General features: G+C 74.3%; 15 protein-coding genes and 1 riboswitch. Of the genes, 8 read left to right on the top strand and 7 right to left on the bottom strand.

All coding sequences use genetic code 11. The features are described 5' to 3' along the window. Positions 1 to 43: 43 nt before the first annotated feature. The 3 genes from AB0M16_RS18450 to AB0M16_RS18440 all read left to right on the top strand — a co-directional run bounded on the left by AB0M16_RS18450 (position 44) and on the right by AB0M16_RS18440 (position 3,708). On the top strand, positions 44 to 1,228 hold the full coding sequence (locus AB0M16_RS18450) for a PP2C family protein-serine/threonine phosphatase (protein WP_365344050.1): 1,185 nt from the start codon (positions 44 to 46) through the stop codon (positions 1,226 to 1,228). A gap of 212 nt (positions 1,229 to 1,440) precedes the next feature. Next, a riboswitch (cyclic di-AMP (ydaO/yuaA leader) is annotated at positions 1,441 to 1,587 on the top strand. A gap of 11 nt (positions 1,588 to 1,598) precedes the next feature. Beyond that, the gene (locus AB0M16_RS18445) at positions 1,599 to 2,696 is read left to right on the top strand and encodes a M23 family metallopeptidase (RefSeq protein ID WP_365344048.1); all 1,098 of its coding nucleotides are present in this window, start codon (positions 1,599 to 1,601) and stop codon (positions 2,694 to 2,696) included. Positions 2,697 to 2,760: 64 nt separating this feature from the next. Then, positions 2,761 to 3,708 (top strand): aldo/keto reductase, encoded by a 948-nt coding sequence (locus AB0M16_RS18440; protein ID WP_365344046.1) that lies wholly within the window; start codon positions 2,761 to 2,763, stop codon positions 3,706 to 3,708. Positions 3,709 to 3,775: 67 nt separating this feature from the next. Here the strand turns inward: AB0M16_RS18440 and AB0M16_RS18435 are convergent, their stop codons facing one another. From AB0M16_RS18435 to AB0M16_RS18420, 4 genes are all read right to left on the bottom strand, one after another. Further along, on the bottom strand, positions 3,776 to 5,089 hold the full coding sequence (locus AB0M16_RS18435) for a PrsW family intramembrane metalloprotease (RefSeq protein ID WP_365344403.1): 1,314 nt from the start codon (positions 5,087 to 5,089) through the stop codon (positions 3,776 to 3,778). Between the two features lie 124 nt (positions 5,090 to 5,213). Beyond that, positions 5,214 to 6,041, bottom strand: a complete 828-nt coding sequence (gene trmB, locus AB0M16_RS18430) for a tRNA (guanosine(46)-N7)-methyltransferase TrmB (protein WP_365344044.1) — start codon at positions 6,039 to 6,041, stop codon at positions 5,214 to 5,216. Positions 6,042 to 6,221: 180 nt separating this feature from the next. Then, complete coding sequence (gene lhgO / locus AB0M16_RS18425) at positions 6,222 to 7,415, bottom strand: L-2-hydroxyglutarate oxidase (RefSeq protein WP_365344042.1); 1,194 nt, start codon at positions 7,413 to 7,415, stop codon at positions 6,222 to 6,224. Positions 7,416 to 7,491: 76 nt separating this feature from the next. Continuing rightward, positions 7,492 to 8,982 carry an MFS transporter gene (locus AB0M16_RS18420; RefSeq protein WP_365344040.1) on the bottom strand — a complete coding sequence of 497 codons (1,491 nt, stop codon included), beginning with the start codon at positions 8,980 to 8,982 and terminating at the stop codon, positions 7,492 to 7,494. 563 nt (positions 8,983 to 9,545) lie between these two features. On the opposite strand from AB0M16_RS18420, the gene AB0M16_RS18415 reads away from it, so the two are divergent. Both AB0M16_RS18415 and AB0M16_RS18410 read left to right on the top strand, forming a co-directional pair. Continuing rightward, entirely contained in the window at positions 9,546 to 11,666 is a 2,121-nt protein-coding gene (locus AB0M16_RS18415; RefSeq protein WP_365344038.1) for an asparagine synthase-related protein, read from the top strand. A gap of 125 nt (positions 11,667 to 11,791) precedes the next feature. Then, positions 11,792 to 14,977 carry a BTAD domain-containing putative transcriptional regulator gene (locus AB0M16_RS18410; protein ID WP_365344036.1) on the top strand — a complete coding sequence of 1,062 codons (3,186 nt, stop codon included), beginning with the start codon at positions 11,792 to 11,794 and terminating at the stop codon, positions 14,975 to 14,977. Positions 14,978 to 14,982: 5 nt separating this feature from the next. Here AB0M16_RS18410 and AB0M16_RS18405 read toward each other — a convergent pair whose 3' ends face one another. Then, the gene (locus AB0M16_RS18405; RefSeq protein ID WP_365344034.1) at positions 14,983 to 16,941 is read right to left on the bottom strand and encodes a sigma-70 family RNA polymerase sigma factor; all 1,959 of its coding nucleotides are present in this window, start codon (positions 16,939 to 16,941) and stop codon (positions 14,983 to 14,985) included. A gap of 198 nt (positions 16,942 to 17,139) precedes the next feature. After that, on the bottom strand, positions 17,140 to 17,889 hold the full coding sequence (locus tag AB0M16_RS18400) for a helix-turn-helix domain-containing protein (RefSeq protein ID WP_365344031.1): 750 nt from the start codon (positions 17,887 to 17,889) through the stop codon (positions 17,140 to 17,142). Positions 17,890 to 18,242: 353 nt separating this feature from the next. Here AB0M16_RS18400 and AB0M16_RS18395 point away from each other — a divergent pair, with 353 nt between their 5' ends. Together AB0M16_RS18395 and AB0M16_RS18390 are read left to right on the top strand one after the other, a co-directional pair. Continuing rightward, positions 18,243 to 19,631: an NAD(P)/FAD-dependent oxidoreductase gene (locus AB0M16_RS18395; RefSeq protein ID WP_365344029.1), complete on the top strand. Its 1,389-nt coding sequence runs from the start codon at positions 18,243 to 18,245 to the stop codon at positions 19,629 to 19,631. A 106-nt stretch (positions 19,632 to 19,737) separates the two neighbouring features. Beyond that, complete coding sequence (locus tag AB0M16_RS18390) at positions 19,738 to 21,390, top strand: SpoIIE family protein phosphatase (RefSeq protein WP_365344027.1); 1,653 nt, start codon at positions 19,738 to 19,740, stop codon at positions 21,388 to 21,390. Positions 21,391 to 21,411: 21 nt separating this feature from the next. On the opposite strand, the gene AB0M16_RS18385 is transcribed toward AB0M16_RS18390, so the two are convergent. Beyond that, entirely contained in the window at positions 21,412 to 22,686 is a 1,275-nt protein-coding gene (locus tag AB0M16_RS18385) for an MFS transporter (protein WP_365344402.1), read from the bottom strand. A gap of 142 nt (positions 22,687 to 22,828) precedes the next feature. On the opposite strand from AB0M16_RS18385, the gene AB0M16_RS18380 reads away from it, so the two are divergent. Further along, a complete protein-coding gene (locus AB0M16_RS18380; RefSeq protein WP_365344025.1) occupies positions 22,829 to 23,395 on the top strand; it encodes a MarR family transcriptional regulator in 567 nt (188 codons plus the stop codon). Positions 23,396 to 23,832: the final 437 nt, after the last annotated feature.

Genomic DNA, 23,832 nt, shown 5'->3' with positions numbered 1-23,832 from the left:
TCGGTCCGCCCCGTGGACGGACCGACCGGGCAGGAGAGCACAGGTGGGGCGAGCATCGGCGGGCCGTGGAGCGGGCGGCGAGGGCGTGATCCGTCCGTACCGCGGCGCCCGGCGCTTCCTGCGCGCGCTCCCCCCGCTGATCATCGTGGGCGGGGTCGCCTTCGACCTGTCGACCCCGGCCGACTACACGGCGTCGCCGCTGTTCTCGGCGGCGCCGCTGATCGCCGCCCCGTTCTTCTCCACCCTGGTCACGCTGCTCACGGGCATCGCCGCGGTCCTGGCCAGCGTCGGTCTGCACGTCTACAACGGGACGGTCGACCGGATCCCGGCACTCACCGAGACCCTGACGGTGGTCACCGTCGCGGCGCTCGCGCTGCTGATCAACCGCGCGGTGCGCCGGAGCGGCGAACGGCTCGCGTCGGCGCGGGTGATCGCGGAGGCCGCGCAGCGGGCGGTGCTCCCGGCACCCTCCGCCCGGATCGGCGGGTTGCAGATCGCGGCCCGGTACGAGGCGGCGCACGCGGACGCGTTCATCGGAGGCGACCTGTTCGCCGTACAGGACACCCCGTACGGGGTGCGCCTGGTGGTCGGGGACGTCCGGGGCAAGGGGCTCGGCGCGGTGGAGGCGGTGGCCGTGGTCATCGGTGCCTTCCGGGAGGCGGCCGAGCAGGAGGCGACGCTGGAGGGCGTGGCCGCGCGCCTGGAGCGGGCGCTGGCCCGGGAGGGCACCCGGCGGGAGGGGTTCGACGCCTTCGAGGGCTTCACCACGGCCGTGCTCGCCGAGATCCCGGGCGGCGACCGGGTGGTGCGGGTGGTCAACCGCGGTCACCCGGAGCCGCTGCTGCTGCGGGCGGACGGCGGGGTCGAGCTGCTGCGGCCGAGCGAGGCCGCGCTGCCGCTGGGGATGGGGGACCTCGCGGTCTGGCCGGACCGGGCCGACGAGACGTCGTACCCGCCCGGCGCGACGCTGTTGTTCTACACGGACGGGCTCTCGGAGGCGCGGGACGCGGAGGGGGTCTTCTACGACCCGGGCGAGCGTCTCGCGGGGCGGCTCTTCCCGGGGCCGGAGGAGCTCCTCGACGCTCTGGTGGCGGACGTGCGCCGGCACACCGGCGGGGGCGCCACGGACGACATGGCGCTGCTCGCGGTGAGCCGTCCGGCGATGGGGCAGCCGGAGCGGCGGCGGACGATGCCGGTGGTGCCGCCGGGCCCTGCCGGGAAGCGGTGACCAGCTGTAGTCGGGGGGTGTCCCTCTGATAACAATTGACGTAACGTCAGATTCACGGTTTGCTGCTGACGCGTTTCTGAGTGGGGGTCAAGTCGGACGATTCCCTCCCATTTCAACGAATGATCAAGGGATACGGCTTGGAATCGGGTGGCCGAGTCTATTAACGTTCGATAACGCAGCGCGGTCGTCCCAGCCGCCGCAAGAGGCGGCACCGTGCGCACGCGCCGAATCCCGCAAGGGAACCGGGGAACCACCACTTGGGGTGAATCGGGCCCCACCGCACCCGTGCGGTACGCCCGTAGGAGACCTTCCTGCTCCGAACCCGTCAGCTAACCCGGTAGGCGAGAAGGAAGGAAAGGAGAACGCCTCCGTGGCGTCCAACACCCCCGCTCCGCAAACCCCCTTCGCCCCTTTCACCCCCTTCGACGCCTCCGGCGCGGCGGGTGACGCGGGCGTCCTGGACGGAGCCGGGGAGGAGTGGAACCCCACCGAGGACTCCCTGCGTGACCGCCGTTCCGGCGGACGCCACCGCGTCGTCAAGCAGCGCTCCAACTTCGCGCGCTCCTCCACCGTCCTCGGCGTCGGCGTGATCGCCGCCGTCGGTGCCGGCGGCCTGGCCACCGCCCAGCAGAAGCCCCCGGTCTCCATAGCCCTGCCGGACGTCGACCTGCCCGACGCCTCCGACCTGCCCGGCGTCGGCGACCTGATCGGCCACGACGAGGGCGCCGCGGACACCGCGGGCGGCAACAACACGCAGCCGCTCACCGCGCTCACCTTCACCACCGGTGACGGCACGGACTCCGGCACCGGCTCGCAGACCCGGACCGAGACGCAGGCCGACGCCGGCGAGGCGCTGCGCGCCCGCATCCTCCAGCAGGCCGAGCAGCAGCAGGCCGCCGCGGACGCCGCCGAGAAGGCCGCTGCGGAGAAGGAGGCCGCCGAGAAGGCGGCGGCGGAGGCCGCGGCCAAGGCCGACGCGGCGGAGAAGGCGGCCGCCGAGGCGAAGAAGCAGGCCGAGGAGGAGGCCGCGCGCAAGGCCGAGGCCGAGCGCCTGGCCAAGCTGGCCGCAAGTTACTCGCTGCCGACCTCCTCGTACACGATCACCTCGACCTACGGCGAGGCCGGCTCGATGTGGTCCTCCGGCTACCACACCGGCCTGGACTTCGCCGCTCCCACCGGCACCCCGGTCAAGGCCGTGCACGGAGGCACCGTGAAGTCGGCCGGCTGGTCCGGCGCGTACGGCTACCGGATCGTCCTGGAGCTCGAGGACGGCACCGAGATCTGGTACTGCCACCTCTCCTCGATGACGGTCGGCGCCGGGCAGTCCGTCGGCACCGGCGAGACCATCGGCCGCGTCGGCGCCACCGGCAACGTCACCGGCCCGCACCTCCACCTGGAGGTCCACACCCCGTCCGGCGACGGCATCGACCCGGCGGCCTGGCTCCGCTCCAAGGGCCTGAGCATCTGACGTCCGTCCCCGCGGGCCCGGTCACCGCGGAATAGGCCCGGCGGGGCGGAGGGTTGATCACCCCATGACTTCCCTTCGCCGGCTGGGCTCTTCCGACCTGCACGTCTTCCCGCTCGCCCTCGGCGGCAACGTCTTCGGCTGGAGCGCCGACGAGGCGCAGTCCTTCGCCGTCCTCGACGCCTACGCCGCCGCGGGCGGCAATTTCGTGGACACCGCCGACGCCTACTCGCAGTGGGCCGAGGGCAACGAAGGCGGGGAGTCCGAGACCGTCATCGGCCGCTGGCTCGCCTCCCGCGGCAACCGCTCCGACGTCCTCGTCGCCACGAAGGTCGGGGCCCACGCCCGCTACAAGGGCCTGGGCGCCGCGAACATCAAGGCCGCGGCCGAGGAGTCGCTGCGCCGCCTCGGCACCGACCACATCGACCTGTACTACACGCACTACGACGACGAGTCCGTGCCGGTCGAGGAGATCGTCACCGCCCTGGACCAGTTGGTGAAGGACGGCAAGGTGCGGGCCGTCGCCGCCTCGAACATCTCCCCGGAGCGGCTGCGCGCCTCGCTCGACTTCGCCGAGGCGGAGGGCCTCGCCCGTTACGTCGCCCTCCAGCCGCACTACAACCTGGTCTCCCGCGCCACGTACGAAGGCGCGCTGCTCGACACCGCCGAGCGGGGCGGGCTCGCGGCCGTGCCGTACTACGGGCTCGCCTCCGGCTTCCTCACGGGCAAGTACCGTCCGGGCGCCACCGTCGCCAGCGTCCGCGCCGGCGGCGCGGGCAGGCACCTGGAGACCGAGCGCGGGCAGAAGGTCCTCGCCGCCCTCGACACGGTCGCCGCGGCCCACGACGCCGAGCTCGCGTCCGTCGCCCTGGCCTGGCTGGCCTCCCGCCCGACCGTCGTCGCCCCGATCGCCTCGGCCCGCACGGTCGAGCAGCTCCCCGCGCTGATCGCGGCCGCCGACCTGAAGCTGACGGACACGGAGCTGGCGGCGCTGACGGAGGCGTCGGAGGCCTGAGCACCCGGGCCGGAGATCTGAGGCCCGGGCCGGCTCGGGCCTGTCCGGCGGATCAGGGGCGGACGGGCTAGCCGCGGTACGGGTTGTAGCCGCCGTAGTCCAGGTACTGCGGCGGCGCCCAGACCCGGCCGGTCGCCCGGGCCGCGTACGTCAGCGCGGGTGAGGCGATCTGTCGGCGCTGCCACAGGTGGTGCAGCAGCTCCTGCTCGCGGGCCGTGAAGTCCGGTGCCGCCTGGCCGCGCCGGGCGCGGTGGCGCAGGAACGCCAGGGTCGTCGCGAACGCCTCATACTCGCCGACGGCCTGCGCGGCCTGCTTGCCGAAGCTGCGGGCGGCGTAACTACGGGCCAGCGCGCGGGCCCGCATGGAGGAGAGCGCGAGGGGTTCGTCATGGGCGAGCCAGCCGGCCGTCGCATAGGCCGGGAGCTCGCCGGATATCGTGCGCAGCTCCTTCTGCCGGCTCCATATCGCGAGCCAGGTGAGCAGCGCGAAGACCGGCACCATGAACAGGGCGTAGACGACGATGAACGCCAGCGGGTGGAAGGTCGCCGAGCCGTTCCAGAGGGCGTGCATGCCCATGGCGAGGACAAGCCCGCCGAGCGACAGCAGCACCAGGCGGGTACGGCGGAGTCGGGCGGCGGCCGGCAGCAGCGCGGCGAAGCCGAGGCCGAGGCCGGTGAGCGAGGTGAACAGGGGGTGCGCGAACGGGGACATGATGACCCGGACGAAGAACGTGCCCACCGTCGTCGAGAGGCCGCCGGCGCCCAGGTCCATGTCCTCACCGAAGGCATTGCCCAGATAGAGGATGTTCTCGGTGAAGGCGAAGCCGGTGGCGGTGAAGCCCGCGTAGACGAGGCCGTCGACCGGGCCCGTGAAGTCTTTGCGCCGGAAGAGGAAGAGGAGCAGCACGGCGGCGCCCTTGGCAGTCTCCTCGACGACCGGGGCGACGGCCGTGGCCCCGAGGGTGTCGGCGGAGCCGGGGTCGGTGGTGGCGCTGCTGATCCACTCCACGGCGAAGGAGTTGGCGAGGATCGCGAACAGGGTGGAGGCGAACGCCCCCCAGGCGAGGGCGAACAGCAGGTTCTTCCAGGGGGCCGGCTCGACCCGGTCGAGCCAGCGGAACGCGGCCAGGAGCAGTGGCACCGGCAGTACGGCGAGACCGAGGCCCACCAGGAAGCCCTCGGTGCCGGTCTCCTCCCGCACCAGCGCGAGGATCGCCAGCGCGCAGATCACGAGCGCGGTGATCAGCACGACGGCCCGGAGCAGCCGACTGCGCCAGAAGGCCTTGCGCGGCTTGTAGCGCCACTTGGCCCGCTCCGGGACGGCGGCGAAGTCCGGCTGATCGCTCTCCAGGGCGGGCACGGGAGCGGGCGCGGGGATCACCGCGTGGGCTGGGGCGGTGCCGGGCTGGATGGCGGGCCCGGCAAAGGGGTTCGACGACACGGAACGACCCTAACGAGCGTCACCGACAGCGGCGAGGGAGTTCTCCGCAGCCTGTGGAAAACCCTTACAGCGTGGCGCGCCGGGTGAAGAGCAGGTCGTGGACGACGTGGCCCTTGTCGAGGCCCTGGCCCTCGAAGCGGGTGAGGGGCCGGTATCCCGGCCGGGGCGCGTAGCCGCCGTCGGCCTGGGTGTTCTCGAAGTCGGGGTGCGCGTCGAGCACTTCCAGCATCTGCTCCGCGTACGGCTCCCAGTCCGTGGCGCAGTGCAGCAGACCGCCCGGCATGAGGCGCGGGGCGAGCAGCGTGAGGAACTCGGGCTGGATGAGCCGGCGCTTGTGGTGGCGCTTCTTGGGCCAGGGGTCCGGGAAGTACACCCGGCAGCCGGCGAGGGACTCCGGCGCGAGCATCTCGCGCAGCAGGATGATCGCGTCGCCGTTGGCGACCCGCACGTTGGTGAGCCCGTTGCGGTCGGCGAGCCCGAGCAGGTTGCCCTGGCCGGGGGTGTGGACGTCCACGGCGAGGATGCCGGTGCCGGGATCGGCGGCGGCCATCTGCGCGGTGGCCTCGCCCATTCCGAAGCCGATCTCCAGGACGACCGGCAGCCCGCCGAACATCTCGTCCAGGTCGAGCACCCGCTTGCCGTCGATGTCGAGGCCCCAGTCGGGCCACCGCTTGAGCATGGCCTCGGCCTGGCCCGCGGTCACCCGGCTGCGCCGCGGCTGGAAGCTGCGGATCCGCCGCTCGAAGTGCGCCCCCGCGGGATCGGGCGAGGGCCCCTCACCCGGCGAGAACATCCGACTGCCGCGCCGCGCGACGGGTCGGCCGTCGTCGGCCGAGGCCTCGACGGGACCGGTGGGGACGGGGTGCGCGATGTTCTCAGGCTGCTCAGACACAATGCCCCCGATTCTACGGCGCACCGCCCGATGGCACCGGGCGCCGGATGGGCCCCGTGCCCGCGCGCCCCGAGCGGGCACCGCGGCCCCGCGTCGCGTCCCGAGAGCGGCTCCGCGGCCTGCCCCGAACGGGCCCCGCGGCCTGCTTTGCCTGTGCCCCGAGCGGGCCGGCGACCGTGCCTACAGCAGGGCCAGCGCCCGTCCCGCCACCTCGCGTCCGATCGGCAGCGAGGCCGTCGCCGCCGGGGACGGCGCGTTGAGCACGTGCACCGTCCGGACCGACTCGCGGATCAGGAAGTCGTCCACCAGCGTGCCGTCCTTCAGCACCGCCTGCGCGCGGACGCCCGGGGCCGCACGTCGCAGGTCGCGCTCCTCGACGATCGGGAGCATGCGCCGGACCGCCTCGGTGAAGGCGCGCTTGGAGAGGGAGCGGTGCAGCTCGCCGGCGCCGTAGCGCCAGTGGGCGCGGGCGATCGCCCAGCTGCCCGGCCAGGCGAGGGTGCCGGCGAGCTCGCGGGGCCTGACGACCGTCCAGCCGTAGCCCTCGCGGGCCAGCGCCGGGACCGCGTTCGGACCCACGTGGACGCCGCCGTCGATGCCGCGGGTGAGGTGGACGCCGAGGAAGGGGAAGGCCGGGTCCGGGACGGGATAGACCAGGCCGCGCACCAGCGACGGGTCGGCCAGTTCGTAGTACTCCCCCCGGAAGGGGACGATCCGCATCTCCGGGTCGTCGCCCGCGAGCCGCGCCACCCGGTCGCAGTGCAGCCCCGCGCAGTTCACCAGCACCCGGCCGCGCACCACGCGCCCGGCCGCCGTGCGCACGGCGACGCCCCACGGGCGCCGGTCCACGGCGGTGACCGGCGAGCCGTACAGGATCCGCGCCCCGGACGCCTCGGCCAGCTTGGCCGCCACCGCCCCGTAGTCGACGATGCCCGTCGTGCCCACGTGGATCGCGGCGAGGCCGCGCACCCGCGGCTCGTACTCGCTGATCTGCGCCGGGCCCAGCTCCCGCACCGGGATCCCGTTCTCCCGGCCGCGCTGCACGAGCGCGTGCAGCCGGGGCAGCTCCTCCCGGTCGGTGGCCACGATCAGCTTGCCCGTGACCTCGTGGGGGATGCCGTACTCGGCGCAGAACTTGACCATCTCCGCCGCGCCCTCGACCGCGAAGCGCGCCTTGAGGGAGCCGGGGCGGTAGTAGATCCCGCTGTGGATCACGCCGCTGTTCCGGCCGGTCTGGTGGCGGGCCGGGGCGTGCTCCTTCTCCAGGACCGTCACCCGGGTGCCCGGCGCGGCGCGCGTGATCGCGTACGCCGTCGACAGACCGACGATCCCGCCGCCGATCACCAGCACGTCACAGTCATACCGGACAGACACCTGCGCCACCTCCCACCCTGATAGTGCACTGGCCCACTGACAATGCCGCTAAACCGCCCGCGTACTGGGACGCGCGTCACGCCGGAGCCACGAGCAGCGGGCGGGCCCGCTCCCGCAGCTCCATGACCCTCGGCTCGTCCCCGTACGGCTCGAGGCGGTGCAGCAGGTCCCGTACGTACTCGGTGGTCCGGGCCGAGGAGATCCGCCCGGCGACCTCCACCGCGCGCGTGCCGGCGGCGCAGGCCGCGTCCAGATTGCCCGACTCCAGCTCGGCGACCGCCGACACCACGAGCCGCAGCCCGTGCGAACGGACGTACTCCTCGGTGGGCCGCAACAGTGCCTGCTCGGTGAAGCGGCGCACCTGCCGGGGCAGCTTCAGGTCGCGGTAGCACTCGGCGGCGTCGGCGCAGAAGCGGTCGTACGAGTAGAAGCCGAGCCAGGTCGGGTCCGGGTCTCCCTCGCGGGAGCGCTCCAGCCACCCCTCGGCGGCCTTCAGGGCGGCGGCCGCCGCCGTCCCGTCGCCGGCCTTGGCGTGCGCACGGGCCTCGACCAGCCGGAAGAAGGACATGGTGCGGGCGGTGGCCAGCCCCCGGTTCCGTTCGAGTGCGGCCTGGGCCAGGTCGACGCCCTCGTCGGCGAAGCCCCGGTAGGTCGCCTGGAGCGACATCGAGGCCAGGACGTAGCCGCCCAGGGGCACGTCGGCCGCGGCGCGGGCGAGCCGCAGCGCCTGGATGTAGTAGCGCTGGGCGGCCTCCTGCTGGCCGGTGTCGAAGGCCATCCAGCCGGCGAGCCGGGTCAGCTCGGCGGTCGCGCCGAACAGGGCGCGGCCGACCTCGTCCGAGTACGAGCCGAGCAGCAGCGGAGCCGCGTCGACGCGTAAGCACTCGGGGACCATCGACGAGCGCCAGTCGCCGCCGCCGTACTTGGAGTCCCAGCGGCGCGCGTCCTCGGCGGCCTCGCGCAGCTTGGCGACGTCGCTGTGCCCCACGCGCGCGTGCTCCGCGGTCTCGCCCGCACCGGCAGCACCGGCAGCACCGGCCGCGGCGACCGCGGCGGCCGCGCCCGGGCCGACGGCCGGCACGAGGCGCGGGGCCGGGCGCTCCACCGACGGGTCGGCGGGGGTGATCAGCCAGCGGGAGGCGGGTGTCGCGTAGGCGCTCACGGAGAAGGAGCCGGCGAGCGACTGCCAGATCCCGCTGCCGCCCCGGCGACCGGCGAGATCGAGCCGGTACAGCTCGGTGGCCGTGCGGACCGCCTCGCCGACGTCGCGAGGGAAGGCGAGGCCCACCTCGGGCGCGGGGTCGGCGTCGGCGAGCCCGATCTCGTGCAGCGGCACCGGCCGGCCGAGCTTCTGGCCGATGGCGGCGGCGATCAGGTGCGGGGCGGCGCCCTGCGGCACCATGCCCTTCGACACCCACCGGGCCACCGACGTCTTGTCGTAACGAAGCGTCAGACCCCGCTGCGCGCCGAGATCGTTGACGCGCCGGGCGAGCCCGGCATTGCTGATTCCCGCGAGGGCGAGAACCGTGCCGAGCTTTTCGTTCGGCCCGCGTTGCTCCCTGGACATGACGCCACCCCTCGACACGACACCCAGACGGCCGCCACGACGCCGGGCATAGGCGTGCGGCATTCGTAAGCACAGCGTAGTTCGCCGGATCCCGACCGTTAAGGGGCGGTGTTCCGTATGGCGAGATTGTTGTGGGATGGAATGAGCGACGCGCCCGGGTGCCGTCCGCCGTGCTCCCGCCGTGTGGCCGTGCGCCCGCCCGTGCGCTCTCGTCGGGTGCCGGGGGGAGCGCTTCCATGAGTGCTGCGTGGGTCGGCCCACTTGGCCGAGGACCGATGTCCCGGTCGGTGGGCTGGGGGACACCGTCGCCCCATTCCCCGCGGGCGGCGGGCGGCTCCGGGAGGCGACCGCCTCCCGGACTGCCGGAAGCCCCCGGAGAGTTCGCCGGGAAACCTCCGGCCTGTCGTGAGGGCCCAGAATGGCCGAAAGGCGCCGGTGTGCGCACTCGGTCCAACTGGCCCATGCCAGGGGCGCATTCGCGTTCCGACGATGCCCCCTGCGATACCTCCTGCGCGCCCTCGGCATGGCAGCATGTCCTCCACTCGACCTTTGTGGAGGCGGCGATGCGGTGGCTGGTGGGCTGGAGCAGTGTCGCCGCGCGCTTCGGGGCACCGCTCTCCGCGCCTCCCGGATCGGCCGGCGCCGTCGGAGACCCCGCCGAAGGGCGCACGGTGCACCCGGTGGGCGCGCAGCTCCTGTGGGGAGACCCCGATCCACTGTGGGCGGTCGGCGACTGGCGCCCCGACGAGGTGCGCCTGGTCTCGGTCGACGAACACACCCGGCTCGCCGTGCTCGGCTGCTGCGCCGCGAGCGACGAGGAGCTCCGGCGCGGACTGCTGACCGCGCGCGGGGGCGCACTGCGGCACATGACCGCGTGGCCCGGCAGCTACACCGCGGTCGTCAGGATCGGCCGCCGCATCACCGTCACCGGCGATCTCGCGGGCGCCCGGCCGGTGTTCCACACGCCGTGGGCGGGCGGCACGGCCTACGCGACCGCCGCCCTGCCGCTCGCCGACCTCACCGAGGCCCAGCTCGACATCGGGCACCTGGCGGCGCTGCTCGCCTGCCCCGAGACCCCCGAGGCGCTGCGCGACTCCACCCCGTACGAGGGCGTGCGCCGGGTGCCGCCGGGCCACGCGCTGATCCTGCGCGAGGGCTCGCGCGAGATCAGCGGCTACGAGCCGGTCGCCTCGCTCGCCGTCGCCGCGCCCGAGGCCGATCCCCGGCAGGCCGTGGAGGCGGTGCGGGACGCGCTCGTCGAGGCCGTACGGGCCCGGCTCACCGCGCCCCGACACGCCCCCGAGGTGCCGCTGCCCGACCCGGGGCCCGTGCCCGGCATGGGGCCGGCCGACCGGCGCGCGGCCCGCGGCGGCGCGCCCGCGCCCGGGATCGGCGCCGACCTGTCCGGCGGCAGCGCCTCCGGCACCCTTGCCCTGCTGGCGGCCGGGCTGCCGGGCGTCCCGGGCACGATCCTCGGCCACGGCACGGGGGCCGGGGAGCGGCTGCTGGCCGTCACCTTCAACGACCTGGCCGGCCCCGGCAGTCAGGACGAGCTGGTCCGCGCCCGCGAGATCGCCGCCAACCCGCGGCTGCACCACGTGGTGGTCGCGGCCGGCGAGGAGGCGCTCCCGTACGCGGACCTCGACGGGCCGCTCACCGACGAACCGGGCCCCTCCCTGGTGTCGGCCGAACGGCACCGCAGGCGCCTCGCCGGCGGCAGCGCCGACCACTTCACCGGCTTCGGCGCCCGCCAGGTCCTGGACGCCCACCCGGCGCGCCTCGCCGACCTGCTGATGGACCGTCGGCGCCGGTCCCTGGTGCGCCCGGTGACCGCCCTCGCGAAGGCCTCGGGCCCCTCGGCGGGCGCGCTCCTCGTCCCCCTGCAGGTCTACCGGGCGGCCCGGCGCCTGGCCCGGACGCCGTACCGGACCGGCCTGGAGGCCGCCGCCACGCGCGTGTTGGAGGCCAACCGCGTGCCCGCCGGGGCCTACGGCCCCCTGGAGGCCTCGCTCTCCGCCCTCGCCTGGTCGCGGCCGGGACCCGCGGCCCGGTGGCTGACGGGGGAGGCACTGGCGGAAGTATCGGTTCGCCTCAACCGGGCCGCGACCCTCCCCGCCGCCGTCCAGCGTCCGGGCGAGGCACGCGCGCGTGCCGCCCTCTCCCGCGCCGCCGCCGACCTCCGGGTCCTGGAGCAGGCCGCCGAGATCCGCAGCCAGCGCCTGCACGCCCCCTTCCTGGACAACCAGGTCGTACGGGCCTGCCGCGACCTGCCCGAATCGCTGCGCGTCCAGCCCGACGCCCGCGCCGGCGTCCTGCGCACCGTCCTCGCGGGCGCCGGCATCCACGACCTGCCGCCCGGCTGGGGCGCCCCGCACCCGGCGGTCCCCGCCACCGCGACCCGCGCGGGCCTGCGCGCCGCACTCCCCCAGCTGCTGGCCCTCTTCGACGCCCCGCTCCTCGCCGACGCGGGCCTGATCGAGGCCCGCGTCGTCCACCGCGCGCTGCGCGCCGCCGCCGACGGCGAGCCGGTCCCCCTGGACGGCCTCGCCGACCTGATCTCCACCGAACTCTGGCTCCGCCGCCTCCTCGCCCGCCGCGGCTCCTGCTGGACGGGCACGGCCGCGCCGAGACACCGCGCGGTGCCGGGCCCGCTGATCCCGACGGCGCGGTCGCTGCCGGCGTGAGGGGGCGGCTCGCGCCGCCGCGCCGTGCCTCCGGGTTCTGACCGCCCGGCACACAGGCCGCCCCGCGCGCCCCTCTCCGGGTAAACCCCGAGGCGCCCGCCACCCCCACCCGCGACAATGGCCCGGTGCGGTATCTGATCCTCGGCACCACCGAAGCCCTCGACGCCCACGGCGTGTCCCTGCCCCTCGGCGGGGCCCGGCTGCGGGCGCTGCTCGCCGCGCTCGCGTTGCGCGGGGGGCGGGCGGTGTCCGTCGGGGAGCTGGTCGACGACGTGTACGGGGACGAGCCGCCGGCCGACGCCCAGGCCGCCTTGCAGGCGCTCGTCGGGCGGCTGCGGCGGGTGCTCGGCAGGGAGGCCGTGGCGTCCGGGCCGGGTGGGTACCGGCTGGTGGCCGGCGCCGACGACATCGATCTGTACGTGTTCGAGCGGCAGGTGCGCGAGGCCGGGACCCGGCTCGACGCCGGGGACCCGGAGGCCGCCGCGGCGCTGCTGCGGACCGCGCTGGGCCTGTTCCGCGGTCCCGCCCTCGCCGACCTGCCCGAGCCCGCGGGCGTGCGCCCCGAGGCGCAGCGGCTCGCCGCCCTGCGGCAGCGGATCGAGGCCGACCTGCGGCGCGGCGCCACCGCCGGGCTCGTGCCCGAGCTGACCGAGCTGACCGGCGCGCACCCGTACGACGAGACCTTCCACGCCCAGCTCATCCGCGCCCTGCGCGCCGAACGCCGCCCGGCCGACGCGCTCGCCGCGTACGAGGACGCCCGCCGTACCCTCGCCGACGGACTGGGCACCGACCCGGGCCCCGAGCTCACCGCCCTGCACGCCGAGCTGCTCGCCGGCGGGGGCGTCCCGCCGGTGAGGCCCGCGCCCGTCGCCGAGGCCGGCAACATCCGCCCCCGGCTCACCTCGTTCGTGGGCCGCGAGCCCGAACTCACCGCACTCCGGGTCGACCTGGAGCACTCCCGGCTCGTCACCCTCACCGGCCCCGGCGGCTCCGGCAAGACCCGCCTCGCCGAGCAGGCCGCCCTCCAGGCCGTCGGCCCCGCCGCATGGATCGCCGAACTCGCCCCGCTCGACGACCCCGAGGCCGTACCGGGTGCCGTCCTCTCCGCCCTCCGGCTGCGCGAGACCAACCTGATCACCCGCGACGGCCAGCCCCTCCAGGACGATCCCACCGCGCAGCTCGTCGAGCACCTGGCCCGCCGGCCCCTGTTCCTCGTCCTCGACAACTGCGAGCACGTCATCGGCGCGGCCGCCGCCCTCGCCGAGACCCTCCTCACCCACTGCCCCGGCCTGCGGATCCTCGCCACCAGCCGGGAGCCCCTCGGTGTCCCCGGCGAGGCCGTCCGCCCCGTCGAACCCCTGCCGCCGACCCCCGCCCACCGTCTCTTCGCCGAGCGGGCCCGGGCCGTCCGCCCGGCGTTCCGCCCGGAGGACGACCTCCCGGCCGTCGACGAGATCTGCCGCCGCCTCGACGGCCTCCCCCTCGCCATCGAGCTCGCCGCCGCCCGGCTGCGGCTGCTCACCCCCCGCCAGATCGCCGACCGCCTCGACGACCGCTTCCTCCTCCTCACCTCCGGCTCCCGCACCGTCCTGCCCCGCCAGCAGACCCTGCGGGCCGTCGTCGACTGGTCCTGGGAGCTGCTCGACGCCGAGGAGCGCGACCTGCTCCGCCAGGCCTCCGTCTTCGCCGGCGGCTGGGACCTCGCGGCCGCCGAGGCCCTGGACCCGGCCTGTCCCGGCACGGCCGACACCCTCGGCGCCCTCGTGGACAAGTCCCTCGTCGTCGCCACCCCCACCGACGACGGCGAGATGCGCTACCGCCTCCTGGAGACCATCCACGAGTACGCGGTCGAGCGCGCCGCCGAGACCCCGGAACTGCTCGCCGCCGCCGAGGCCGCCCACACCGCCCACTTCACCGCACTCGCCGAGCGGGCCGAGCCGCTCCTGCGCTCCGGCGAACAGCTCCCGTGGATCGCCCGCATCGAGCGCGACCTCGACAACATCCGCGCCGCCTTCCACCGCTCCTCCCTCACCACCCCCGACGAGACGGCGGCCCTCCGGCTCGTCTTCGCCATGGGCTGGTTCTGGTGGCTGCGCAACTACCGCCCCGAGGGCCTCGCCTGGGTCGAGCGCGTCCTCCGGCTCGGCGACGACCCCGAGGACCCCGCCGACCCGCGCTACTGGCCCCGCATGCAGCTGCGCATGCTGCACTTCTTCCTCGCCGTGGAGAGCCAGAGCATCGCCGACTTCCGCGACGACCCGGAGGTCGCCGCCCTCGTCGCCCGTGTGCGGGCCGCCTTCTCCACCGCACCCGGCCCCCAGTCCGCCCGCTTCCCGGGCCTGCTGTGGCCGTTCACGGCGTACATGACCGACGAACCCACCGACGTCCGCCGGCTCCTCGACATCGCCGTCGCCAACGCCCGCCGCCACGGCGGCGAGTGGGAGATCGGCGTCACCCTCATGTTCCGCACCCACATGGTCGTCGACATGCCCGGCGACATGCCCGGCGTCGACGACGACCTCGCCGAACTGCGCGCCCTCTCCCGCCGGGTCGGCGACCGCTGGATGCGGGCGCAGGTCGCCAGCGCCGCCGGCGAGGCCAACATCATGCGCGGCAGGCACGACGAGGCCCGCGAGGCGTACGGGGAGGCGCTGGCCCTCGCCCGCGAGGTCGGCGCGCACGCCGAGGCCCCCTTCCTCATCGCGCGGCTCGCCGAACTGGACTTCCGCAACGGTGACGCGGACACCGCCCTCAAGGGCCTCGACCAGGCGCAGGCGGAGGCCGAGCGCTACCGCGTCTCCGACACCGAGACGTACGTGACCTTCCTGCGTGCCGGGATCGCCCTGTACGAGGGGGACGTCGCCGCCGCCCGCCGGCACATCGAGCGGGCCGGGTCGCTGGCCGCCGTCGCCACCCCCCCGCCGCACTTCGCCGCCGTCGTGAGCGGCCTCGCCGCCTCCATCGAGGCCCTGGAGGGTGCCGGCGCGACGGCCGTCGCCCACGCCGTCGACGCGCTGCGGACGGCCCGGGACGCGCAGTGCGCCGACGTCGTCGCGGCCACCCTCGCCGAGGGCCTGGCCACCACCCTGGTGCTGGGCGGCGCACCCGCCCTCGCGGTGAGCACCCTGGCGGCCGTCGACACCTGGCGCGGCGAGGTGACCCGCACGGCGCCGGAGCTGCGCACGGCCGAGTTCGTCACCGCCCGGGCGCGCGACGTGCTCGACGCCGACGCCTGTGCGGCCGCGTACGAGGCCGGGCGCGCGCTCACCGCCGAGGACATCCTGACCCGCGCGGCGCCGTACACCGGCTGACGCGGTCAGCCGCAGGTGATCCGCGACTCCGCCCAGTCCGCGACCGCCGCCCTGCCGAACGGGGTGTGTTCCTCGACCACGAGCCGGAGGGTGCGGCGCCCGGCGAGGCCGACGTGCACCGGGACCGGGGCATCGCCGCGGCGCATCACGGGGGAGCGCCACAGGCGTTCGCCGTCGCCGTAGACCGAGAAGCGGACGCCGCCCGGCCCGAAGGGGACGGTGATGTCGTCGAGGCCGACGACCGCGTCGTAGCCGGTGCACTGCCGGTTGAGGTCGATGAGCAGCGACGAGGGTGCGTGCACGCTCACGCCATGGGCGTACGGGGTGCCGTTCATGGTCAGGCCGGAGCGCTGCCACATCCAGCTGGACCGCGCGAGGTCCACCTCGGGCTTGGTGCCGTCGCCGAAGATCCCGTACTCGAGCCGGCTGACCTCGTACACGGTCGGCGGCGCGGGCGACGGCTTCGGCGCGGTCCTCGACGGGGTGGGCGAGGGCGTGGGCCGTGGGGTCGGCGGCGGGGCCGGCGACGGGGTCGCCCTGGGGCTCGGCGTCGCGCTCGGTGTCGGCTTCGGCTTCGGGCTCGGGGGCGGCGGCTGCGCGGGCGGCGGCGTCGGCCGCGGGGTGGGCGGCGGGGCCGGCGCGGGCGGCGGCTCGACCGGCGCGACGGCGGTGGGCGCGGCCGCGGGCCGGGCGACCGGCTCCGGATCGGAGCCGCTGAGCGCCCAGACGAGGCCGGCGGTCGCGGCGACGGCGGCGACGGCCGCGATACCCGCTTTCGCGGGGATGCCCAGCCCCTCGGCCGCGGCCGCGGAGGACGCCCCGGTCGTGCCGCCCGCGGCGCCCGTGCCCGTGGCGGCCGCCGCGGCGCCGGCCGCGCCCGCCCCCACGACCCCGCCCGCGACGACACCGGCCGCCTTGAGCGAGTACCCGGCGGCGAACCAGCCGATGACGGCCACCGGCAGCAGCGCCGGAATACCGGCGTTCACGTGCGCCAGCTCACCGGCGGCCAGTCGGCACTTGGCGCACTCGTCGAGGTGCTTGCGCAGGCCGCGCTCGGCCCGCATCCGCAGCCCTCCGCGTGCGAACGCGCCCAGCCGGTCGGCATAGCGGGCGCAGTCGCCGCCCGCGGTGAGCGACTGGCTGACATGGGCCTGCAGATAGGCCTGCTTGAGGCCCTCCCGGGCCCGGCTGGCGAGCACGGCGGTGGCGTTCGCGGTCAGCCCGAAGAGCGGGGCGACCTCGCTCGGCGACTCCTCCTCGACCGTGGTGTGCCACAGCACGGCCTGCCAGCGCTCGGGCAGCGAACGGAACGCCTGCATGGCGAGCGCCTGTTCGGCGTCGTGCATGGCGCGCACGTCCGCGCCCAGGTCCAGGCCCGCCCCGAAGGTCGCGGTCTGGTCGGAGACCTCGGCGGCGCGGGCGGCGTCCTCGACGAACAGCGCGAAGTCCTCGACGAGATGCTCACGCTTCTGCGTCCTGGTCCAGGTCGCGGCGACCCGGCGGACACTCGTCAGCAGGTAGGCCCGCACGGCCTGCTCGGGCCCGGCCCCGCCCCTCACCGCCTGCAGGGTGCGGGCGAAGACCTCGGCCGTCAGGTCGTCGGCGGTGTCCGCGTCCCGGCAGCAGGTGCGGGCGTAGCGGCGGACGGCCGCCGAGTGCCGGCGGAACAGCTCCTCGTACGCACCGTCATCGCCCTCCCGCATCCGCCGCACGAGCTCGGCGTCGGACGGCGGGAGGTCGAGCGGCGGTGGCAGTACGGACGCGGCGTCGGCGTCCGCGGCCGCTGAGCGGGGCGCCGAACCGCGCTCGCGCTGCTGCGGCACACTCGGCTCGGCGGCGATCCCGGCGCCCGATCCGGAGGCTCCGCCCGGACCGCCCTGACTCGGCACGTGAGGGGAGTGCGGCCCCTCGTTCTCCGCGGTGCCGGCGGCGCCCAGCGTCTCGTCCCGACTGTCACCGCTCATCGCGGAAGCCCCCGTTGCACGCTCGGACTCGAACGCCGCCCAGCCTGCCACAGAGCGCGGGCACGCCCGGACCGCCGCGTCCACTTACCACTCGTCCGGGGCGACTTCCCGTGTCCGGGCGTAACCGCTCATCCGTTCGTGTCATGCTCGACGGTCCACTCGGACCATCGAGAACCGCGCCCCCTCAGGGGCGGCCCGCTACCGCGAACGCAGCCCTTCCAGAAGGATGTCGAGGAGCCGGGCCGACGCCGCCGCCTGCTGGGCCGCGTCCGGAAGCGCCGGCGCGGCGGTGGCTATGACGAGCAGTACGTCGGACACCGTGACGTCCGTCCGCAGCTCGCCCGCCTCCCGCGCCCGCTCCACGAGCCGGCCCACGACCTCCAGGAGCTCCGCGGCCCCCGAGTCCTCCTGCTCGACGGCCGGCACCGCGCGCGGTGCCACCACCCGCTGCTCGACCTGCTCCGCGTACCCGACGGAACCCGCCGGCACGGACGCACGCTGCTGCGGCACCCGCGCCTCGTCGTCCGGCGCACCGGCCGGCAGCAGCACGTCGTCCACGCCCACCCGCAGCACCTGCGGAGGCAGCAGCCGACCGGCGCCCGAGGCAACCGAGGTGCGCAGGAACCGGGACAACGCCGACCACGGCTCGTCCTCCTGGCCGAGAGCGGTCCGCGCCTGCTCCGTGAGCCGCGCGGTCTCCTCCTCGGCTATGCGCCGGACCAGCACGTCCTTGCTGGGAAAGCGCCGGTACACGGTGCCGACGCCGACCCGGGCGCGGCGCGCCACGTCCTCCATCGGAGCGCCGTAACCGAGCTCGCCGAACACCTCGCGCGCGGCGCGCAGCACGTGCTCCAGATTCCGCTGCGCGTCCACCCGCAGCGGCGCGGACCGCCCGTTCGGCACGGACTGCGCGGTACGGACCTGCCCGTACGAATCCTGAATCTGCATAAGCGTTCCCCCGCTCATGATGTCTCCCCCCGGAGACTCCCCGCCCTGGCACGGGGGCCCGACCGGGCCGCGCCCTTGGTCCACGCACGGCGATCCGACACCCCGATGAAGTACGAACATAGTTGAGTCGAGGTCAATTCAGAAGGGGCAGTTCCGTACGGTGCGCCCCCCGATCGGAGCAAGGACCCGGACCCTCCCGATTCCGACCCCGCGCCCCACCGGCCACTTCCGGCCTGACCTGCGCACATCCACGTCCCACGGGGCCGTTCGCCACTCCGCGCCTCCGTGCCCCTCCGGTCACACAATTTGCCGGGCCTGTGGACAAACCCCGGACGGCGTTGCGTCATGGGACAGTGACCGAACCTGTGCGCATTCTCGTTGTCGGCGGTGGCTACGTCGGGATGTACACCGCGCTGCGTCTGCAGCGGCAGCTCAAGGCGGAGCTGAGAAGCCACGCGGCCGAGATCACGGTGGTCACCCCCGAGCCCTACATGACGTACCAGCCGTTCCTGCCCGAGGCCGCCGCCGGCTCCATCTCCCCGCGCCACGTCGTCGTACCGCTCCGCCGGGTCCTCCACCGCTGCAAGATCGTCATCGGCGAGGTCCACTCGATCGACCACGCCAAGCGGACCGCGACCCTCTCCACCCTCGCCACCGAGGAGGAGGGCACCGGAAAGGTCCAGCTCGGCTACGACGAACTGGTCATCGCCCCCGGCTCGGTCTCCCGCACCCTCCCGGTCCCCGGCCTCGCCGACCACGGCATCGGCTTCAAGACCGTCGAGGAGGCCATCGGGCTGCGCAACCACGTGATCGAGCAGATGGACATCGCCAGCTCCACCCGCGACCCCGCCATCCGCGACGCCGCCCTCACCTTCGTCTTCGTCGGCGGCGGCTACGCGGGCGTCGAAGCCCTCGCAGAGCTCGAGGACATGGCCCGCTACACCGCGCGGTACTACCACAACATCAAGCCCCAGGACCTGCGCTGGGTCCTCGTCGAGGCCTCCGACCGGATCCTGCCCGAGGTCGGCGAGACGATGGGCCGCTACGCCGTCCGCGAGCTGCGCGGCCGGAACATCGACGTCCGTCTCGGCACCCGCCTCGACTCCTGCGAGAACCGGGTCGCCGTGCTCAGCGACGGCACCCGACTGCCCACCCGCACGGTCGTGTGGACCGCCGGCGTCAAACCCGCGCCGCTCGTCTCCGCCACCGACCTGCCCCGCAACGAACGCGGTCGGCTCGTCTGCACCCCGCAGCTCACCGTCGACGGCGTCGCCCACGCCTGGGCCGCCGGCGACGCGGCCGCCGTCCCCGACGTCACCGCCGACGAACCGGGCAGGGAATGCGCCCCCAACGCCCAGCACGCCGTCCGCCAGACGAAGGTGCTCGCCGAGAACATCGCCGCCTCCCTGCGCGGGCAGCCGCTCAAGGAATACGCACACAAGTACGTCGGCTCCGTCGCGTCCCTGGGCCTCCACAAGGGCGTCGCCCACGTCTACGGCCGTAAACTCAAGGGCTACCCGGCCTGGTTCATGCACCGCGCCTACCACCTCAGCCGGGTCCCCACGTTCAACCGCAAAGCCCGCGTCCTGGCCGAATGGACCCTGTCCGGCCTGTTCAAACGCGAGATCGTCTCCCTCGGCTCCCTGGAGCACCCGCGCGCCGAATTCGAACTCGCCGCCACACCCCCACCCGCGCCGAAGGACAAGCCCCCGGGCGAGACCCCGGGCGAGTCTTCCGGCTGACATCACTGTCAGTGCACTCGTCCACACTGGACGTGTGACCATAGGTGGGCTCACACCTGCACAGAGTGACTCTGCACGGCAACGACACCACGAGGCATACAGATCCGTGAACTTCACCCGTTGGAGCGCCCGGCTCCCCGGTACGCAGCGCCGCGCGGCGTCCCGTGGGACCGAAGGCTCCGTGCCCGCCGCCCGCGGTGAGTACGGGCCCAGATCGGAACACCTCGGCGAAGACACTGCCGGCGCCGTGGACACCGCCGGTGTCCCCGCCCTGGAGGACTTCACCGCGCGGGAGATCGTCGGCCGCCTCCCCGGCCTGGTCGCGCTCGTGTACGGCCCGGAGCACCGCATCGCGTACGTCAACGAGGCGTACGCCGCCGCCTTCGGCCCCCGCCCCGCCGGCGCCACCGTCGCCGACACCTGCCCCGAGGCGGAGGAGCTCGGCCTGCTGCCCCTCCTCGACCAGGTCCTGCGCAGCGGCAAGCCCCGGACGGTGAAGTCCCGCCGCACCCACGACGGCGGCTCCTACACCGTCACCTGCCTGCCCGTGGAGAGCCCCCACCTCGCCGACGGCGGCGTGCTCGTCCACGCCGCCGACGTCACCGACCACGCCGAGGCCGCCGAGCGGCTCCGCGCCAGCGAACGGCGGCACCGCGAGACCGCCGTCACCCTCCAGCGCTCCCTGCTCCCGCAGGAGCTGGAGCAGCCCGACGACCTGCGGATCGCCGCCACCTACCAGCCCGGCGGCACCGATGCCGCCGTCGGCGGCGACTGGTACGACGTCATCACCCTCGGCGCCGGCCGCACCGCCCTCGTCATCGGCGACGTCATGGGCCGCGGCGTCCGCGCCGCCGCCGTCATGGGCCAGCTCCGCACCGCCGTCCGCGCCTACGCCCGGCTCGACCTGCCCCCGCACGAGGTGCTCCAGCTCCTCGACGGCCTCGCCGCGGAGATCGACGCCAGCCAGATCGCCACCTGCGTCTACGCGGTCCACGACCCCAACGAGGGCAAGCTCGTCTACGCCTCCGCCGGCCACCTCCCGATCCTCGTCCGCGACGAGGACGGCACCGTCCGACGCGCCGAGGACCCGACGGGCCCGCCGCTCGGCACCGGCGGCTGGCTCCACACCTCCGGCACCATCGCCCTGCCGCCCGGCTCCACCGCCGTCCTCTACACCGACGGCCTGGTCGAGCGCCGCCGAGAGGACATCGACGAGGGCGTCGCCGCACTGGAGCGCGCCCTGTCCGGCGCCACCGGCAGCCCGCAGGTCGTCTGCGACCGGCTGCTGCGCTCCCTGGGCGTCACCGCCGAGCACGACGACGACGTGGCCGTCCTCGTCCTCCAGCACCCGGCCCGCAAGGGACCCGATGCCGAGCTGTTCCACAACGCGGCCCTGGAGCTCCTCGGCGGCGTCGAGGCCGCGCCACGCGCGCGTGCCTTCGCCTCCGGGGTCCTCGCCAGCTGGCGCTTCCCCGTCGAGCTGCGTGACCTGGGCGTCCTCGCCACCAGCGAGCTGGTGGCGAACTCCCTCCAGCACGGCACCCCACCCATGCGGCTGCGGCTCCGCCGCACCGACCGGCGCCTGATCATCGAGGTCACGGACGGCGACGACCACCTGCCGCGCCGCCGCAGGGCGGAAACGGAGGACGAGGCGGGTCGCGGAATCTCGATCATCGCGACGATCGCCTCGTCCTGGGGAAGCCGCCGCACACCGGGCGGCGGCAAAGCGGTGTGGTGCGAGTTCGCCCTGCCCGACTGACCCCGCCCTGCCGGAGGGGCGTCAGGCGGCTGCGGTCTCGCGCTGCGGCTCGTGCCGCGCCACGACCTTCGACGGCCGGGCGGCCGACGACGGCTGGTTCTGCGCCGGGGTGAGCCGCTTGCCGAGCCGGATCGCCAGGAAGGTGATCCCGAGCGAGAAGAGCACGAAGGTCAGGATGTACGGCCCGTGAAGGGAGGCCCCCATGGGGCCGCCCACCGCGGGGCCGACCGCGAGCGCGAGCTGCTTCACCAGGGCGAAGGCCGAGTTGTACGTACCGACCATCGACTCCGGCGCCAGATCGGCCACCAGCGGCGCGACCGTCGGCGACAGCATCGCCTCACCGAGCCCGAACAGGGCGTACGTGGAGACGAAGGCCGCCGTCGCCATCGCCTGGCTGCCGTGACCGAGGCCCGCGTAGCCGGCGAACAGCCACGCGACGGTCCAGATCAGACCGACCGCCGCGATGACCCGGGTCCGCTTGCGGCGCTCGACGAACTTCAGCACCAGGAACTGGGCCGCGACGATGACCGCGGTGTTGGCGGCCAGCGCGATGCCGAGCGTCGACGGCGCGATCCCGGCCGCCTCCGTGCCGTACGCGGCCAGACCCGACTCGAACTGCCCGTAGCAGGCGAAGAACAGGACGAAGCCCAGCACGCACAGCTGCACCATCGCCTTGTGCCCGAGCAGCGCCCGGACCCCGCCGTTCTTCCCCGCGGCCGGCCGGGCGCCCTGGAGGGCGGCCTCCGGCATCCGCACGGTCAGCACGATCGCCGCGAGGACGAGGAACATCGCCGACTCGATGGAGAACAGCAGGAGGAAGGAGTCGGGCCGGCTCGCGTCGACCAGCTGGCCGCCGATGAGACCGCCGACGCCGAGCCCGAGGTTCTGCAGGAAGAACTGCATGGCGAACGAGCGGGTGCGGGTGGCCGCGGTCGAGCACCACACGATCATGGTGGCGAGCGCCGGCTGCATCACCGCCGTACCGGCGCCGAGCAGCGCGGCGGACCCGACGGCCGCGGGCACGGAGGACGCGAGGCCCATGCCGAGCGCGCCGAGCGCGGCGAGCAGCGAGGCCACCAGCAGCACGGGCACCGGCCCGCGCCGGTCGATGGTGCGTCCGCTGAAGGGCAGCACCACGAGGGCGGCCATGGCGAAGACGGCCAGAACGACACCCGCGGTACTCGCGCCCAGATCCCGCACCTGAGCGACGTACACATAGAGGTACGGCACGGTGAAGCCGAGTCCGAACGCGCTCAGCGCGCTGCCTGCCTGAATCCGGCGCATCGCTGCGCCCATCGCCTTGGTCACACTCACCCACTTCGGTCGCGGGTTCAGTGCTGTAGCCCTGAACCCTGAAGACTTCAATCCTAAAGTTCGATGCTTAAAGATACACATAGAAGGACTTCAACGCCAACGAGCCGCGTGGGATACTCGCCGCATGTCCGACACCCCCGAGCCGTCCGGCTCGTCGGCCCCCCAGGAGCCGACGCTCGACGAGCAGATCGCCGCCTACCAGCGCGAATTCCGCGACCTCGACCCGCAGGTCGAGAAGGTGGTCTCCGCCCTGGGCCGGCTGAACCGCCGGATGAACGTGGCGTACGGCCGCCAGGTCGCCGACCTCGGCATCAGCAACGCCGAGTGGGAGGTCCTGAAGACCCTCGTCCTGTCCGGCGCCCCGTACCGCCTCGGCCCCGGCGAGCTCGCCAAGCGCCTGGGCCTCACCCCGGCCGCCATGACGCACCGCATCGACCGCATGGCCGGGGAGGGCCTGGTCACCCGCGACCGCGACGAGAACAACCGCGTGCGCGTGATCGTCGAGCTGACGGACGAGGGCCGCCAGAAGTGGCTGGAGGCCATGCGCATGGCGACGGACTTCGAGGAGGAGCTCCTCCAGGACCTGTCCCCCGAGGAACGGGGCGCCCTCGGCGAGATGCTCATCCGCCTGCTGCGCCGCGTGGAGCTCACCCAGCCGGACGCGGGCGGCCGGCTGACGGACCTCGACTGAGGCCGACCGGGGCCGGAACCGGGGCCCTGCCGAGGTTTGACACGCCCCTGGGGGACGCGTAGTGTTCTCCGAGTTGTCACGGAGCCGGAACGGTTCTTCGGCAACTACTCCCGCCGCAATAGCGGCACCTCAACTCCGCACGATCTCCCTACCGGGACGAATTTCGGCATGCCGAAATTCATTTCGAAAGACTCGATTATGAGTCGCCAGGGCGGTCCGCTAGAGTCGGGGACGTCGGAACGGCCCAACAGCCGCAAAGACAAATCCCGCTGACTGGGAATCAGACGCCGAAAGGATCTGATAGAGTCGGAACCGCCGGAAGGGCCCGGAGCGAAAGCGAAAGGGACCGGAAAGCACCGAGGAAATCGGATCGGAAAGATCTGATAGAGTCGGAAACGAAGGAAGCGCCCGGAGGAAAGCCCGCGAGGGTCGGTACG

Origin of the sequence: Streptomyces sp. NPDC051921 (assembly GCF_040680975.1) — a bacterium.
GTDB lineage: Bacteria > Actinomycetota > Actinomycetes > Streptomycetales > Streptomycetaceae > Streptomyces.
Note: the sequence above shows the minus strand (reverse complement) of the source record. Positions and strands in the feature narration are given on the sequence as shown.

Bases quoted from the DNA above. Each gene is read 5' to 3' on its own strand.
- AB0M16_RS18415 (WP_365344038.1), top strand. From the start codon at position 9,546: ATGCGGTGGCTGGTGGGCTGGAGCAGTGTCGCCGCGCGCTTCGGGGCA.
- AB0M16_RS18380 (WP_365344025.1), top strand. From the start codon at position 22,829: ATGTCCGACACCCCCGAGCCGTCCGGCTCGTCGGCCCCCCAGGAGCCG.
- AB0M16_RS18420 (WP_365344040.1), bottom strand. From the start codon at position 8,982: ATGTCCAGGGAGCAACGCGGGCCGAACGAAAAGCTCGGCACGGTTCTC.
- AB0M16_RS18385 (WP_365344402.1), bottom strand. From the start codon at position 22,686: ATGGGCGCAGCGATGCGCCGGATTCAGGCAGGCAGCGCGCTGAGCGCG.
- AB0M16_RS18440 (WP_365344046.1), top strand. From the start codon at position 2,761: ATGACTTCCCTTCGCCGGCTGGGCTCTTCCGACCTGCACGTCTTCCCG.
- AB0M16_RS18405 (WP_365344034.1), bottom strand. From the start codon at position 16,941: ATGAGCGGTGACAGTCGGGACGAGACGCTGGGCGCCGCCGGCACCGCG.
- AB0M16_RS18400 (WP_365344031.1), bottom strand. From the start codon at position 17,889: ATGCAGATTCAGGATTCGTACGGGCAGGTCCGTACCGCGCAGTCCGTG.